14 protein-coding genes are annotated in these 14,405 nt (G+C 72.4%); 9 read left to right on the forward strand and 5 right to left on the reverse strand.

Going from position 1 to position 14,405, the window contains the following annotated elements:
- Nucleotides 1-84 precede the first annotated feature (84 nt).
- The 4 genes from DDE18_RS02015 to DDE18_RS02030 all read left to right on the forward strand — a co-directional run bounded on the left by DDE18_RS02015 (nucleotide 85) and on the right by DDE18_RS02030 (nucleotide 3,227).
- Nucleotides 85-975: a phosphoribosylaminoimidazolesuccinocarboxamide synthase gene (locus DDE18_RS02015; protein WP_116570547.1), complete on the forward strand. Its 891-nt coding sequence runs from the start codon at nucleotides 85-87 to the stop codon at nucleotides 973-975.
- 14 nt (nucleotides 976-989) lie between these two features.
- Nucleotides 990-1,403, forward strand: a complete 414-nt coding sequence (locus DDE18_RS02020; protein ID WP_281258321.1) for an SRPBCC family protein — start codon at nucleotides 990-992, stop codon at nucleotides 1,401-1,403.
- A gap of 83 nt (nucleotides 1,404-1,486) precedes the next feature.
- Nucleotides 1,487-3,043: a long-chain-fatty-acid--CoA ligase gene (locus DDE18_RS02025; RefSeq protein WP_116570548.1), complete on the forward strand. Its 1,557-nt coding sequence runs from the start codon at nucleotides 1,487-1,489 to the stop codon at nucleotides 3,041-3,043.
- 1 nt (nucleotide 3,044) lies between these two features.
- Nucleotides 3,045-3,227 (forward strand): hypothetical protein, encoded by a 183-nt coding sequence (locus DDE18_RS02030; protein ID WP_116570549.1) that lies wholly within the window; start codon nucleotides 3,045-3,047, stop codon nucleotides 3,225-3,227.
- A gap of 7 nt (nucleotides 3,228-3,234) precedes the next feature.
- On the opposite strand, the gene DDE18_RS02035 is transcribed toward DDE18_RS02030, so the two are convergent.
- Complete coding sequence (locus DDE18_RS02035) at nucleotides 3,235-3,876, reverse strand: response regulator (RefSeq protein ID WP_116570550.1); 642 nt, start codon at nucleotides 3,874-3,876, stop codon at nucleotides 3,235-3,237.
- Entirely contained in the window at nucleotides 3,873-5,837 is a 1,965-nt protein-coding gene (locus DDE18_RS02040) for a sensor histidine kinase (protein WP_116570551.1), read from the reverse strand. Before DDE18_RS02040 ends, DDE18_RS02035 begins: the two co-directional genes overlap by 4 nt.
- Nucleotides 5,838-5,956: 119 nt before the next feature.
- Here DDE18_RS02040 and DDE18_RS02045 point away from each other — a divergent pair, with 119 nt between their 5' ends.
- A complete protein-coding gene (locus DDE18_RS02045) occupies nucleotides 5,957-6,643 on the forward strand; it encodes a hypothetical protein (protein ID WP_116570552.1) in 687 nt (228 codons plus the stop codon).
- A gap of 77 nt (nucleotides 6,644-6,720) precedes the next feature.
- Here DDE18_RS02045 and DDE18_RS02050 read toward each other — a convergent pair whose 3' ends face one another.
- A complete protein-coding gene (locus tag DDE18_RS02050) occupies nucleotides 6,721-7,236 on the reverse strand; it encodes a YflT domain-containing protein (protein ID WP_116570553.1) in 516 nt (171 codons plus the stop codon).
- 107 nt (nucleotides 7,237-7,343) lie between these two features.
- On the opposite strand from DDE18_RS02050, the gene purS reads away from it, so the two are divergent.
- From purS to DDE18_RS02065, 3 genes are read left to right on the forward strand one after another with little or no spacing between them, the layout of a single operon-like run.
- A complete protein-coding gene (purS, locus tag DDE18_RS02055) occupies nucleotides 7,344-7,595 on the forward strand; it encodes a phosphoribosylformylglycinamidine synthase subunit PurS (protein ID WP_116570554.1) in 252 nt (83 codons plus the stop codon).
- A complete protein-coding gene (gene purQ / locus DDE18_RS02060; RefSeq protein WP_116570555.1) occupies nucleotides 7,592-8,260 on the forward strand; it encodes a phosphoribosylformylglycinamidine synthase subunit PurQ in 669 nt (222 codons plus the stop codon). Before purS ends, purQ begins: the two co-directional genes overlap by 4 nt.
- Entirely contained in the window at nucleotides 8,257-8,706 is a 450-nt protein-coding gene (locus DDE18_RS02065; protein WP_116570556.1) for a DUF3817 domain-containing protein, read from the forward strand. The genes purQ and DDE18_RS02065 overlap by 4 nt, the downstream gene beginning before the upstream one ends.
- A gap of 33 nt (nucleotides 8,707-8,739) precedes the next feature.
- Here the strand turns inward: DDE18_RS02065 and DDE18_RS02070 are convergent, their stop codons facing one another.
- Entirely contained in the window at nucleotides 8,740-10,125 is a 1,386-nt protein-coding gene (locus DDE18_RS02070; protein ID WP_116570557.1) for a glycoside hydrolase domain-containing protein, read from the reverse strand.
- 222 nt (nucleotides 10,126-10,347) lie between these two features.
- Here DDE18_RS02070 and purL point away from each other — a divergent pair, with 222 nt between their 5' ends.
- Nucleotides 10,348-12,630 (forward strand): phosphoribosylformylglycinamidine synthase subunit PurL, encoded by a 2,283-nt coding sequence (gene purL / locus DDE18_RS02075; protein ID WP_245916392.1) that lies wholly within the window; start codon nucleotides 10,348-10,350, stop codon nucleotides 12,628-12,630.
- 59 nt (nucleotides 12,631-12,689) lie between these two features.
- Here the strand turns inward: purL and DDE18_RS02080 are convergent, their stop codons facing one another.
- The gene (locus DDE18_RS02080) at nucleotides 12,690-14,267 is read right to left on the reverse strand and encodes a M28 family metallopeptidase (protein WP_116570558.1); all 1,578 of its coding nucleotides are present in this window, start codon (nucleotides 14,265-14,267) and stop codon (nucleotides 12,690-12,692) included.
- Nucleotides 14,268-14,405: the final 138 nt, after the last annotated feature.

The following is a 14,405-nucleotide window of genomic DNA, read 5'->3' on the forward strand; positions in this document are numbered from 1 at the left end:
CGCCCGAAACCCTTCACGGCCGATGGAGTGGCTCAAGCGCTGAGGGTCACGAGGCATCTTCCGGCGCACCATTAGGCTTCGTCCGTGGCCGACCTCGACATCCCCGACGCGCCGGCGATCCCCGGCACCACCCACGTCCACTCGGGCAAGGTGCGCGACCTCTACCGGATCGACGAGGGCGAGCACGCCGGCCGCCTGCTGATGGTGGCGAGCGACCGGGTCAGCGCCTACGACTTCGTGCTGTCCCCGGGCATCCCGGACAAGGGCGAGATCCTGACCCGGATGAGCCTGTGGTGGTTCGGCCAGCTGGGCGTGCCCCACCACGTGGTCTCCACGGACGTCCCCGATGCCGTCCGCGGCCGCGCGGTGATCTGCGAGCAGCTCGACATGTTCCCGGTCGAGTGCGTGGCCCGCGGCTACCTCACCGGCAGCGGCCTGCGTGAGTACGCCGAGTCCGGCAGCGTCTGCGGCATCGGGCTGCCGCCCGGGCTGGTCGACGGCAGCCGTCTGCCGGAGGCGATCTTCACTCCGGCGACCAAGGCCGAGCTGGGCGACCACGACGAGAACGTCGACTTCGAGGCGGTCGTCGCGACCGTGGGCGAGGCCGACGCGGTCGCGCTGCGCGACCTCACCCTGGACATCTACTCCCGCGCCGAGGCGATCGCCCGCGAGCAGGGCATCATCCTGGCCGACACCAAGTTCGAGTTCGGCCGGGCTCCGGACGCCACGATCGTGCTCGCCGACGAGGTGCTCACTCCCGACTCGAGCCGCTTCTGGCCGGGTGACCAGTGGGAGCCGGGCCACGCCCAGCCGTCGTACGACAAGGATGTCATCCGCAACTGGCTCACCTCGCCCGCGTCGGGCTGGGACCGCACCTCCGGCGAGGCGCCGCCGCCGCTGCCCGCGGAGGTCGTCGAGCGCACCCGCGCGCGCTACGTCGAGGCCTACGAGCGGCTGACCGGGGAGAGGTTCTGACGACCCGCTCGATCGTGGCGACGGTGGAGATGCCACACCCGCCGGAGGTGGTCTTCACCTACCTCGCCGACCCGCGCAACCGCCCGGAGTGGCAGGCGTCGCTGACGTCGGTGACGCTGACCGACCGCAGCGAGCCGCACGTCGGGATGACGTGGCGCGAGTCGACGCTGGTCGGCGTGCGTCCGCGGCTGGAGATCACCCACCTCGAGCCCTGCCGCCTGTGGGCCGAGCGCGGGCGCTGGCACGGGGTGACGGCGACCCTGGCGCTGCGTTTCACCGCGATCCCGGGCGGGACGCGGGTCCGCGCCGATGGCGAGGTCACCGCGCGGGGACCGTGGGGCGCGGCAGCCGCCGCAGCCGGGCGCCTCGCCTCCCGCGCCGTCAAGGCCGACCTCGAGCGGGCTGCGAGGGTCCTGGCGCGGGCGTGACGCTGTGCCGGCGCCCCACGGCAGCCGGACGAATGTGCCCGCGTCCATCCCGCCGGCGGAGCCCCGTCGCTAGGTTTGACGCCATGGCCTCACGCAACCTTGCCTCCCTGCTGGAGCACTCGACCGCCAGGCACCCCGAGCGCACGGCGCTCGTCCTGGGCGACACCAGGCTCAGCTACGCCCAGGTCGACGACGCCGCCAACCAGGTGGCCAACCTCCTCGCCTCGCGCGGGATCCAGCCCGGCGACAAGGTCGCGCTGAGCTGCGCCAACCTGCCGTGGTTCACGATCGTCTACTTCGGCATCCTCAAGGCCGGCGCCACGGTCGTGCCCCTCAACATCCTCCTCAAGGGCGGCGAGGTCGCCTACCACCTCGGCGACTCCGACGCGAAGGCCTACTTCTGCTTCCAGGGCACGCCCGAGCTGCCGATCGGCCAGGAGGGGTACGCCGGCTTCGGCGACGCCGAAGGCTGCGAGCACTTCTTCATGATCACCGTCGACCCGGCCGCGGAGTCGCCCATCGAGGGCACCGAGACCCTGGCGCGGGCGATGGCCGCGCAGCCGCCGACGTTCGAGACGGTCGACGTGGACGACGACGACACGGCGGTGATCCTCTACACCTCCGGCACCACCGGCCAGCCCAAGGGTGCCGAGCTGCGCCACCGCAACATGGTGTCCAACGCCGAGGTCTGCCGGGAGCTCTTCAACGCCGACGAGGAGCGCCCGGACACGTTCCTCTGCGTGCTGCCGCTCTTCCACTCCTTCGGCCAGACCGTGATCCAGAACGCCGGCCTGGGCCTCGGCGGCACGATCGTGATGCTGCCGCGCTTCGACGCCGACGCGGCGCTGAAGACGATGGCCAGGGAGAAGGTGACGTTCTTCGCGGGCGTGCCGACGATGTACTGGGGCCTCCTCGGCGCCCTCGACGAAGCGGGCGTCGACCCGCAGCAGCTCGCGGCCAATCTCCGGGTCGCCGCCGCGGGCGGCTCGGCCCTGCCGGTGGAGGTGCACAAGGAGTTCGAGCGCCGCTTCGGCGTGACGATCCTCGAGGGCTACGGCCTCTCCGAGACGTCCCCGGTCGCGAGCTTCGCGCCGTGGGGCGAGGACGTGCGCGTCGGCTCGATCGGCACGCCGATCCCCGGCGTGGAGATGAAGCTGATCGACGACGACTGGTCGGACTCCGCGGAGGGCGAGGTCGGCGAGATCGCGATCAAGGGCCCCAACGTGATGAAGGGCTACTACAAGCGGCCGGACGCGACGGCCGAGGCGATCCGGGACGACTGGTTCCGCTCCGGCGACCTGGGCCGCCGTGACGAGGACGGCTACTACTACATCGTCGACCGCTCGAAGGACATGATCATCCGCGGCGGCTTCAACGTCTATCCGCGCGAGATCGAGGAGACGCTGCTGCAGCACCCGGACGTCAGCCTCGCCGCCGTGATCGGCGTACCGCACGAGAGCCACGGCGAGGAGATCAAGGCCGTCGTGATCCGCAACCCCGGCTCGACGCTGACCGAGGACGGGCTGGTCGCGTGGTGCAAGGAGCGGATGGCCGCCTACAAGTACCCGCGGATCGTGGAGTTCCGCGAGACCCTGCCGATGACGGCCACCGGGAAGATCCTCAAGCGAGAGCTGTCCTGACGTGCGCGCAGCCTTCGTCGCCGTCGGCCTGGCCATGCTCCTGGCCGGCGGCGTCTGGACTTTCCAGGGACTGGGCTACCTCGAGGGCAGCCCGATGACCGGCGTCGAGACCTGGGCGATCGTCGGCCCGCTCGTCGCCGGCCTCGGCGTCGCGCTGGTGATCGTGGGCGCGGGCCGCCGCTGACCGGGGGTCAGCCCCCCAGCCCGGCGTCGCGGGCCAGGGCGACCATCTCGGCCCTGCTCCGGGCGTGCAGCTTGGCGAGGACGTCGCTGACCCGGTTGCGGACCGTCTTGTCGCTGAGCACCAGGCGGCGCGCGATCGCGCCGTTGTCGAGGCCCTGGGCGATCAGCTCGAGCACCTCGAGCTCTCGCGGCGTCAGCTGCGGGAACGGGCTGGCCGCAGTCGTCCGGCCCGCAGCGAAGAGGGCGAGCACGCGCTCGGCGATGCCGGCGCCGAACACCGCCTCGCCGCGGGCGACCGACGTCACGGCCCGCTCGATGTCCGACACGTCGGCCTCCTTGAGGAGGTAGCCGCGCGCCCCCGCCCGCAGGGCCGCGAAGATCGAGTCGTCGTCGGAGTCCATGGTGAGGACGACGACGGCCACCGACGGGTGCTCCACCCGGATCCGGGCGGTGGCCTCCAGGCCGCCCACGTCGGGCATCCGCAGGTCCATCAGCACGACGTCGGGCTGACGGGTGCCGGCCAGCTCGATGGCCTCGCGCCCGTCGGCGGCCTGGCCGACGACCTCGATCCCGGGCAGGTCCTCGAGCACGGTGAGCATCCCCGCGCGGAAGACGGGGTGGTCGTCAGCGACCAGGACACGGACTGTCATGCCACCTCCAGGGGCAGGGCGGCCGTCACCGTGGTGCCTCCGCCGGGCGGGGCCGCCATCTCCAGCCGGCCACCGACCTCGACTGCGCGCTCGCGCATCGACACGGTGCCCACGCCGGCCCGGAAGCTCGCCGGCAGCCCCACGCCGTTGTCCACCACCGCGAGCTCGAGCCACCCGTCCCGGGCTCGGGCGGTCACCCGGATCCTGCTGGCCGCGCTGTGCCGCAGCGCGTTGGAGAAGGCCTCGGCCGCGATCGCGTAGGCCGTCACCTCGATCGCGGCCGGCGGCGTCCCGAGCTCGTCGATGTCCGCCTCGCAGCGGGGGGCGTCGTGGCCGGCGACCAGCTCGCGGAGGGCCCCGGTGAGCCCCCGCTGGTCCAGCACGGGCGGCCGCAGGTCGTGGGCCAGCGACCGGAGCCCGGCGACCGTCTCGCGCAGTCCGTCGCGGAGCGTGGCAGCCCGGTCCGCCAGGTCGTCGCGCTGGTCGGACCGGAGCCGCCTGACCAGCGAGTCCAGCTGGAGGGCGCTGCCTGCGAGGGCCGGCGCCACGCTGTCGTGCAGGTCGGCCCGGATCCGGCGCCGCTCCTCCTCCCGCGCGAGCACGATCCGCTCCCGGCTGCGGGCGACGTCGGCCACCAGCCCAGCGGCGTACGCCAGCGTGCCGGCGCGGGCGGCGACCTCCTCGATCGCCGCCTGCTCCGGCGGGCTCCACGCCTCGCCCGTGCGGCGCAGCCCGACGTGCAGCTCGCCGACGGCCTCGCCCAGGGCCCTGGCCGGCACGGTGCGCGTGCCGTGCGTCGGGGTGCCGGACGCGATGTCGAGGTCGCCGCCGGTGAAAGCGACGTAGGGGAGGCGGAGCGCCTCCCGGAGTCCGTCGACCAGTCGCTCCAGTGCCTCGGTCGGCTGCCCGGCGGCCGCCATGTGCCGGCCGACGCGGGTGATCACGGCGTAGGGATCGTGCCGGTGGCCGTAGAGCAACCGGTCGACCACCGCCTGCACCCGGTCGCGGGCCGCTGCTGCGAGCAGTGCCGCCGTCGCGACCAGGACGAGGCCCCAGCGGGAGTCCGGGGCGATCGCCTGGATGCCGTAGACGGCCAGCGCGTACGCCGCCACGACGACGCCGGTGAGCACCCCGAAGACCAGGGCGCGGTTGAGGGTGAGCTCGACGTCGAAGAGGCCGTGCCGCAGCATCGCGATGCCGATCGCCACCGGCAGCCCGAAGAGGCCGACCGACAGGCCCCACTCCGCCGGGAGCACCGGCAGGGCGCCGACCGCCAGCACGATGCCGCCCAGTAGCAGCCACTGCAGCTGGGTCCGCTCCACGCCCCGGGCCCGCCGCATCCGCACGGCCAGCGACACCACGGCGACGGGGATGCCGACGAAGAAGAGGCTCATGGCGCCCGCCGCCGTCACGTAGTTGAGCCAGTCTCCGCCCGGCAGGGCGAGCGGGTTGTCGAGCGCGGGAGCGATGTCCGCGGTCACCGGTGCGAACATCCGGGCGACGGTGGTGACGACAGCGACCGCGACGACTGCGACCAGCACGCGACGCCAGCGCGGGCCGAGCGTGTGGCCGTCCGGGAAGACGTGGGGGAGGACGGGCAGGGTGAAGAAGTAGGGCGCGAAGCCCCAGATCGCGACCCAGGCCGCGAAGCCGCCGAGCAGGCCGGTGCCGCCCTGCCACGCGGCGTACAGGGCGCACAGCTGGTAGGGGCCGATCAGCGCCGGGACCATCAACAGCCAGCCCACCGGGTTGCGCGGCCTGGCCCGCACGACCAGGGCGCCGACGACCGGCCACACCGTGCCGAGCACCAGGTCCGACGGGAGGCCGGCCTGCTGGGCGACCCGGTCGCCGAGGCCCGCCTGGACGGCCGGCACCACGGCGCAGCAGGCCACGGCTACGACCGCGACGAGTGCCGCGCCGGCGGTCAGGTGCCGGTCTGCGACGGCGGGACGGTGGAGCACTCGGCCATCGTGCCCGAACCGACGTCCCGGAATGAGGGGGTTTGCGTCACTCGTGGCCGGGACATCGGGCGGGCCACGCTCCTCGTGTTCGTCAGCGACACATCCCGAGGAGATCCGCCATGTCCCAGCTCGACACCCAGACCACGACCGGCGCCGGCGCCCGCAGCACCGGCCGCGCCCATTGGCCGCTGTACGCCGCCGGAGCCGGCGTCCTCGGCTTCGTCGCGACCATGGTCCTCGACGGCCGCACCAGCGGCGTCGGGGTGGAGGTCAGCGAGAAGCTGTTCACCGACCTCAGCCCGCTCCCGTACCGGCTCAGCATGCTGTTCGGGTACGGCGCCGTGGTGCTGCTGCTCCTCTTCGCCGCCAGCTGGCGGCGGCACGTGGAGCCACGCCTCCAGGACTCGACCGCCGCCCACCTGGTCCCGATGGGCCTGCTCGCCTCGGCGGCCGGCCTGACCTACGGCTACGGCTGGAAGGGCGCGCTCGGGCTGTACATGCCGGGCGGTCTCGAGGAGGGCAGCTACGACACTCAGGGCCTCTACGTCTACTACCTGCTCAACGACTTCGGCTCGTTCATCGGCTGGCTCGGGGTGGTCGTGGCGGCGGGGGCGGTGGCATGGATGGGCCTGCGTGAGCGGACCGTCTCCCGCTGGATCGGGGTCGTCAGCGTGCTCCCGGTCCTGCAGACCACGCTGATGGTGGTCGGGCTGGGCGTCCCGGGCGTGCCCGGCCTGCTCGCCCACGTCTGGCTGGTCGTCGCCGGCCTCGGCCTGGCGCTGGGCCGCAGCACCATCACCCGTTGAGACCACCGACCCGTCAGGGGCCCGCAGTCACCGATGACTGCAGTCCCTGGCGGGTCGGCACGTCTTCTGCGACCGCTTCACTGGAAGGGGTTGGGCAGCGCCCCGGGCAGCCCGGTCAGCAGCTCGCGGGCCCTGGCCGCGCTCTTGTGCTCGACCAGCACCTCGTACTTCGTGGCGACGATCTGGGTCACCGACGAGAAGTCCCGGCGGCCCCGGGTGGCGGCGTAGCCGATCAGGGCCCACACCAGCCCGAAGAGGGCGCCGAACAGGGCGGTGCTCACCAGGACGCCCAGCGGGTTGGCCGTGGTGAAGAGCCAGAAGATCAGCCCGACGAACGTCCCGAGCCAGACCCCCGAGAGGATCCCCCCGACCGCGATCTTGCTCCAGGTGAGCCGGCCGGTGATCCGCTCGAGGCGCTTGAGCTCGGTGCCCACGATCATGCACTGCTCGACCGGGAACTCGTGGTCCGCGAGGTAGTCGACGGTGCGCTGCGCGGTCTCGTAGTCGTCGTACACCGCCAGGGACTGCGGGAAATCGAGCTTCAGTGGGGACGTCTGGCCGGGACGGCCCGCGCCGGGGGTCGACATGCTCATGCCTCGACTCTAGGGCGCCCCCGGCCGAGGGACGAGCCGAGCGTCGGGCGCGTGGCGCCCGCCGATAGACTCCGGTCGCACGCACCCGACGCCCTGAGGAGCGCCAAGTGGCCCGTTACGTGGTCGATGTCATGCCCAAGCCCGAGATCCTCGACCCCCAGGGCAAGGCCGTCCTCGGTGCCCTGCCCCGGCTGGGCTTCGCGGGCGTGACCGACGTCCGCCAGGGCAAGCGGTTCGAGCTCGAGATCGAGGGCGACGCCACCGACGAGGCGCTGGCCGAGGTCCAGAAGATGGCCGGGACGCTGCTGTCCAACCCGGTCATCGAGGACTTCGCGGTCCACGTGGAGTCGCAGGCATGAAGGTCGGGGTCGTCACCTTCCCGGGCTCGCTCGACGACGTCGACGCCCAGCGCGCCGTACGCCTCGGCGGCAACGAGGCCGTGGCGCTCTGGCACGGCGACGACGACCTCAAGGGGGTCGACGCGGTCGTCCTCCCCGGCGGCTTCTCCTACGGCGACTACCTCCGATGCGGCGCCATCAGCCGCTTCGCCCCGGTGATGACCTCGGTGATCGAGGCCGCGGAGCGCGGCATGCCGGTGCTCGGCATCTGCAACGGCTTCCAGATCCTCTGCGAGTCCCACCTGCTCCCGGGCGCCCTGATCCGCAACGACCACCGCAAGTTCGTCTGCCGCGACCAGCGCCTGCGCATCGAGAACACCCGCACGCCCTGGACCTCCGCCTACGCCGAGGGCCAGGAGGTCACCATCGTCCTGAAGAACGGTGAGGGCGGGTTCATCGCCGACGAGGCCACCCTCGACATGCTCGAGGGCGAGGGCCGCGTCGTCGCGCGCTATCTCGACGACAACCCCAACGGCTCCCTGCGCGACATCGCCGGCATCACCAACGCGCGCGGCAACGTCGTCGGCCTGATGCCGCACCCCGAGCACTGCGTCGAGGACCTCACCGGCGCCGGCACCGACGGCCTCGGGTTCTTCACCTCGCTGGCCGCCGCCGTCCTCGCGTGAGCCGGCTCAGCCCGCGCCGCGTCTTCGGCACCCTGGCGGTGGCGGAGGCGGTCACCTGGGCCCTGCTGCTGGCCGGGATGTGGGTCAAGTACGTCCCCGAGACCACCGAGCTCGGAGTCCGCGTCTTCGGGATGGTGCACGGCGTCGTCTTCATCGCCTACTGCCTCGTCACGGTCGTCGTCGCCGTCGACCAGCGGTGGTCCTGGTGGCGCGGGCTGCTCGGCCTGGTCGCGGCCGTCCCGCCCTTCGCGACCCTGCTGTTCGAGCGGTACGCCGCGGCGAGGGGCCTGCTGGACGAGCACTGGCTCTCCCGCCACCACTCCCCGACGGCGCCGCAGCGCGCGGTCTGCTTCCTGCTGCGTCACCACGTGGCCGCGGTCTTCGGCTACGTCGCCGCCGTCCTCGGTCTGACCGGGGTCGCGCTGCTCCTCGGACCGCCCGCCTGAGCCTCGGCGTACTCGCTCATGTGACAGCTCGGATCAGCTGCGGCCCTTGAGCAGCTTCCGCCAGGTCGCGGGGTTGGCGACACCGCTGACCCGGACGCCGACGGCGGCCTGGTAGCGGCGGACCGCCGCCTCGGTCTTGCCCTCGAAGACGCCCTTGGCCTTGAACCTCCCCGCGCCGGCGGCGTTGAGCGCACGCTGGAGGCGGTAGACCGGGTCGCCCATGGAGCCGACCTTCGCGACGGGCGCACTGCCCTCGGCGAGCAGCGCGACCCAGTGGGCCCGCTCGAAGGTGCCCGAGGGCGCGAACCCGTGCGCCGTCTGCCAGGCCTGGGCGGCCGCGACGGTCGCCTCGTCATAGCTGCCGGTCACCTCCCCGGCATACGTGCCGCGCTCCTTCAGCAGGCACTGCAGCGCCTCGACGCGGGTGGCGGGCGCCGAGCCGGCGGACAGGGCGGGGTACTTCCAGAAGCTCACCTTGAGCCCGCCGCAGTGGGACTCCGGCGGCGCGACGGAGCCGGCGCCGAGGTCGAGGAAGTTACGGTCGATGTTGATCGTGACGCCGCCCCAGGTCTCGTTGTGCCCGCCCTGGTACTGCTTCACCCGGCCGCCCGGCACCCACCCGTCCGGGCGCAGGTAGCTCGTCGAGGTGTTGGCGACGCCGTCCCAGCGCGCGACCCAGATCCGGTCGGGCAGCGCGAACTGGCCCGGGCGCTCCACGCGCGCGTCGTCGAGCATCTTGATGCCCGACCCGGCGCTGGAGTAGACGCCCGCGACGTAGCCGTGCTGGCGGATCCGCTTCGTCCAGGCGCTCAGGAACACCAGGGCCGACTCGCGGCAGTCGGTGTTCCCGAGGTCGAAGCCCTCGAGGTCATACCAGAGCGTGCTGCCGGGGGTGATGCCGTACGCCGCAGCGTCGGCGGCGTTCTTGTCGGCCTCCGTGGCGCCCTGGGCTGCGGCGGTGGCGTAGCCGTTGGCCCTGGCCGGGCTGATCTTGAAGTCGTCCTTGTAGCGCGGGAACCGCGGCTGGCAGGAGGCCTGGGGGCCGAGCGCGATGGGCAGGAGCCGCCAGCCCTTCGCCAGCTGGGTGGAGATCCACTCCGGGCTGAGGTTGGGCTGCACCCGGCAGGCGCGGGAGTCGCCGGAGATGTAGATGCCGACGGCGAGGAACGGCGACTGCTTGAGCCACTTGTCCATCGCGGCCTGGGTCGGGGCGACGCACTGGTCGAAGCCGTAGCCGGTGAAGTCGCCCGGCGTCACGACGTTCGCCCGGCGGGCCTCGCTGGTGGACCCCTCGCTGTGGGCCGAGGCGCCCGACCCGACCAGGGTCGCCCCGGCCAGGGCCAGCGTCGCGACGGCGGCGACCGCGCGTCGTACGCCAGTGCCGCGGACTGCGTCGGATGCGGGGAAGAGGCGGGGCATGGTGGCTCCAGGGAGGGCTGGCCGGGGTGCTGGCCGAAGCACTGTAACCACTTCAGTCACACCGGTAACAGGAGTTCGAGTGAACTACAGACCTGGAATTCGGTAGTCCGTGACGATCGGACCCTCCGAGCGACCCGCGGAGGGTCCGATCGTCACGGACTACCCCGACGGGGGCGTGGACCGGCCGGCGGGGCGCCCCGGAGCCGCCGGTAGATTGGGCCCGTGCCCGAGACTGCTGTGCGCCCCCAGCTGGACACCGTTGCCGTCGCCGCAGGCGACCCCGAACGAGAGCAGCCCTGGGCCGACCTCGGGCTGAAGGTCGACGAGTACGCCCGGATCCGCGAGATCCTCGGGCGCCGCCCGACGTCGAGCGAGCTGGCGATGTACTCGGTGATGTGGAGCGAGCACTGCTCCTACAAGTCGTCGAAGGTGCACCTCAAGCAGTTCGGCGAGCTGGCCCAGGAGACGCCGCGCGGCAAGATGCTGGCCGGCATCGGCGAGAACGCAGGCGTCCTGGACATCGGCCAGGGGTACGCCGTGACCTTCAAGGTCGAGAGCCACAACCACCCCAGCTACGTCGAGCCCTACCAGGGGGCCGCGACCGGCGTCGGCGGCATCGTCCGCGACATCCTCGCGATGGGCGCCCGCCCCGTGGCCGTGATGGACCCGCTGCGCTTTGGCCCGCTGGACGCGCCCGACACCCACCGGGTGCTGCCCGGGATCGTCGCCGGCGTCGGCGGCTACGGCAACTGTCTCGGCCTGCCCAACATCGGCGGCGAGGCCGGCTTCGACGACACCTACCTCGGCAACCCCCTGGTCAACGCCCTGTGCATCGGCGTCCTCAAGCACGAGGACCTCCACCTCGCGAAGGCCTCCGGGGTCGGCAACCAGGTGATCCTGTACGGCGCGCGCACCGGCGGCGACGGCATCGGCGGCGTCTCGGTGCTGGCGTCGGAGACGTTCGACGCCGACGGCCCGGCCAAGCGGCCCAGCGTGCAGGTCGGCGACCCCTTCATGGAGAAGCTGCTCATCGAGTGCACGCTCGAGATCTTCGCGGCCGGCCTGGTCGCCGGCATCCAGGACCTCGGCGGCGCCGGCCTGTCGTGCGCGACGTCCGAGCTCGCCTCGGCCGGCGACGGCGGCATGCACGTCGAGCTCGACCGCGTGCCGCTGCGCGACTCCACGCTCGCTCCGGAGGAGATCCTGATGAGCGAGTCGCAGGAGCGGATGATGGCCGTCGTCGAGCCCGGTGACGTCGACGGCTTCATGGAGATCTGCCGGAAGTGGGACGTCGAGGCCGTGGTGATCGGTGAAGTGACCGACACCGGCCGCCTGGAGATCGACTGGCACGGCGAGCGCGTGGTCGATGTGCCCCCGCGCAGCGTCGCCCACGACGGCCCGACCTACCACCGCCCCTTCGCCCGCCCCGACTGGCAGGACGCCCTGCAGGCGGACCGGGCCGAGGCCCTGGCCCGGCCCGCGTCCGGTGACGAGCTGCGGGAGACCCTGCTCCGCCTGGTCGCCAGCCCCAACCTGTGCGACAAGTCGTGGATCACCGACCAGTACGACCGCTACGTGCGCGGCAACACCGTGCTCGCCCAGCCGTCCGACTCCGGCATGATCCGCGTCGACGAGGAGACCAACCTCGGCGTCGCAGTCGCGACCGACTGCAACGGCCGCTACGCCAAGCTCGACCCTTACACCGGCGCCCAGCTCGCCCTGGCGGAGTCCTACCGCAACGTCGCCACCGGCGGCGCGACCCCGCTGGCCATCTCCGACTGCCTCAACTTCGGCTCGCCGGAGGACCCCGCTGTCATGTGGCAGTTCGCCGAGGCCTGCCGCGGCCTCAAGGACGCGTGTGCCGAGCTCGGCATCCCGGTGACCGGCGGCAACGTCAGCCTCTACAACCAGACCAGCGAGACGGCCATCCTCCCGACGCCCGTCGTGGCGGTGCTCGGCGTGATCGACGACGTCACCCGCCGCACCCCGAGCGCGTTCGTCGCCGAGGGGGAGCGGGTGTTCCTCCTGGGCGAGACCCGCGAGGAGCTGTCCGGCAGCGAGTGGGCGCACGTCGTCCACGGCCACCTCGGCGGACTGCCTCCCCAGGTCGACCTGGCAGCCGAGCGCGCGCTCGCGCAGCTGCTCGCCGACGCGTCGCGCGATGCAGTTGTCACCAGCGCGCACGACCTGTCCGACGGTGGACTGGCGCAGGCCCTGGCGGAGGCCTCCTTCCGCAGCGGGATCGGGGTGTCGGTCTCCGTGGCCGACGTCGCCGACGGCGATGCCTTCGTGGCCCTCTTCTCCGAGTCCGCTGCGCGAGCCATCGTGACGGTGACCACCGACAACGCCGACGCGCTCGTCGCGCTCGCCCACGAGCACGGCGTGCCGGTCACCCCGATCGGTCGGACCGGCGGCGACACGATCAGCGTCGAGGGCCAGTTCGAGGTCCCGGTCGCGGAGGCGAAGCAGGCCTGGTCGGCCACGCTGCCGGCCGCGCTGGCCTGACCACGACGTACGAAGGCCCCCGCCGGGTCGGCGGGGGGCCCTCGTCGTGCGGGTGACCGTCAGCTGCTGGGCAGCTCGTGGTCGTCGTCGTGCAGGCCGCCACCACCCGGCGTACCGTCACCATGCACCGCGCCGGAGACCGGCTGCATCAGCGAGCTGAGGTCCTGGGCGTAGGTCAGGACCGCGTGCGCGATCGCGTCGGAGTTGGCGTCGATTGCGTCCTCGTTGACGTTGCCGATCGTGTCGCAGGCGATGTGGTAGCAGGAGTCGTAGGCCACACCCGCCGTGCCGCCGAACAGCTCGGCCTGCGAGGCGGTCTTGACGCCCTCGGCCCCGGTGAAGAGGCCTCCGGCGGGGATGCCCCTCTCGATGAACGGTCCGTAGTCGCTGCGACCGCTGAACGGCGTCTCGGCGGAGGGCATGCCCTGCGACTCGAAGTAGTCGTGGAAGAGCTTCTCGATCTGGCCGGAGCCCTCGGGGCCCTCAGCCGCACCCGGTCCGACCGGGAACGCGGAGTTGTCGCCGTCGTAGACGAACAGCGCGTAGTTGGGCGAGCCCACCATGTCGAAGTTCAGGTAGAGCTTCGTCTTGCGCAGCTTCGACGGCTGGTTCGCCTCCAGGTCGTTGACGTAGTGCCTCGAGCCGAGGAGGCCCAGCTCCTCAGCGCCCCACCATGAGTAGCGGACCCGGTTGGTGGTGCGGACGTTCGCCATCTGCTCGGCGACCTCGAGCAGGGCGGCCGAGCCGGAGCCGTTGTCGTTGATGCCGGGGCCGGCGACCACGCTGTCGAGGTGGGCTCCTGCGTGGACCAGGTGCTCTCGGTCGCCCGCCTGGCTGTCCGCGTGGACGTTCCAGGTGGGCCGGATCTCCGACTCCGTGCTCGCGACGATGTGTGCCGTGGCGCCGGAGGCGAGGGCCTGGCCGATGGTGAAGCTGGTGCCGAGGGACGGCACGGTCGCGACCGGCGCGCCGAGCGTGCCGACGAAGGGGCCGGTGCGCCCCGCGGTGCCCTGGTTCATCACGATGACCGCCGAGGCGCCGGCGTGCTGGGCGTTGACCTGCTTGACCCCGAAGGTGCACGTGCCGCGCTGGACGAGCGCGATGTTGCCGCGGGTGAAGCCGTTGAAGTCAGACTCCTCGCAACCGCTGGTGGACGTGGCCGGGCTGCTCAGGGCGAGGTCCACGGCCTGCACCGGGGCCGTGACGTTGCCGGACGCCGAGTAGGTCATCAGCCCGAAGTCGGTGCCGTCCTGGTATGCGGTCGGAGTGGGCGACACCTGCTCGAAGGTCGCCGTGGCGAGCTGGCGGTAGAACGGGAAGTCGAACTGCTGCACCACGGGCTGGTAGCCGGCCGCCCGGAGCTTCCCGACGACGTAGTCGCGGGAGGCGGCGTAGCCGGGCGTGCCGGAGGCGCGGGTGCCGGCGTGGGCGTCGGCGATGTCCTGGAACGCCTCCATGTGGTCCATCACGCCGGCCGTGGTGACCGCCTCCCGCAGGGAAGCGGAGTCGGCGGCGGAGTCGGGAGCGGCGCCCACGGCCGTCGGTGAGGCAAGGGTCGCGGTGGCGACCGCGGCAGAGGACACGAACGCCAGGAACACGGCACGGGTGGGCCGCGACCTGAGTCGGGTGTGCTTCATGGTTCTCCTCTCGGGGATGTGCCCCGGGGATCCCCAGGGCACCGAGCAACCTAGGAGTGACCTGCATCACGTGCAAGCACCGGTCTGGGCCAGCCGCCACACTGGGGCCCGTGACCCCAATGCCCGACGACTCCTCGC

The organism is Nocardioides gansuensis, assembly GCF_003076135.1.
GTDB lineage: Bacteria > Actinomycetota > Actinomycetes > Propionibacteriales > Nocardioidaceae > Nocardioides > Nocardioides gansuensis.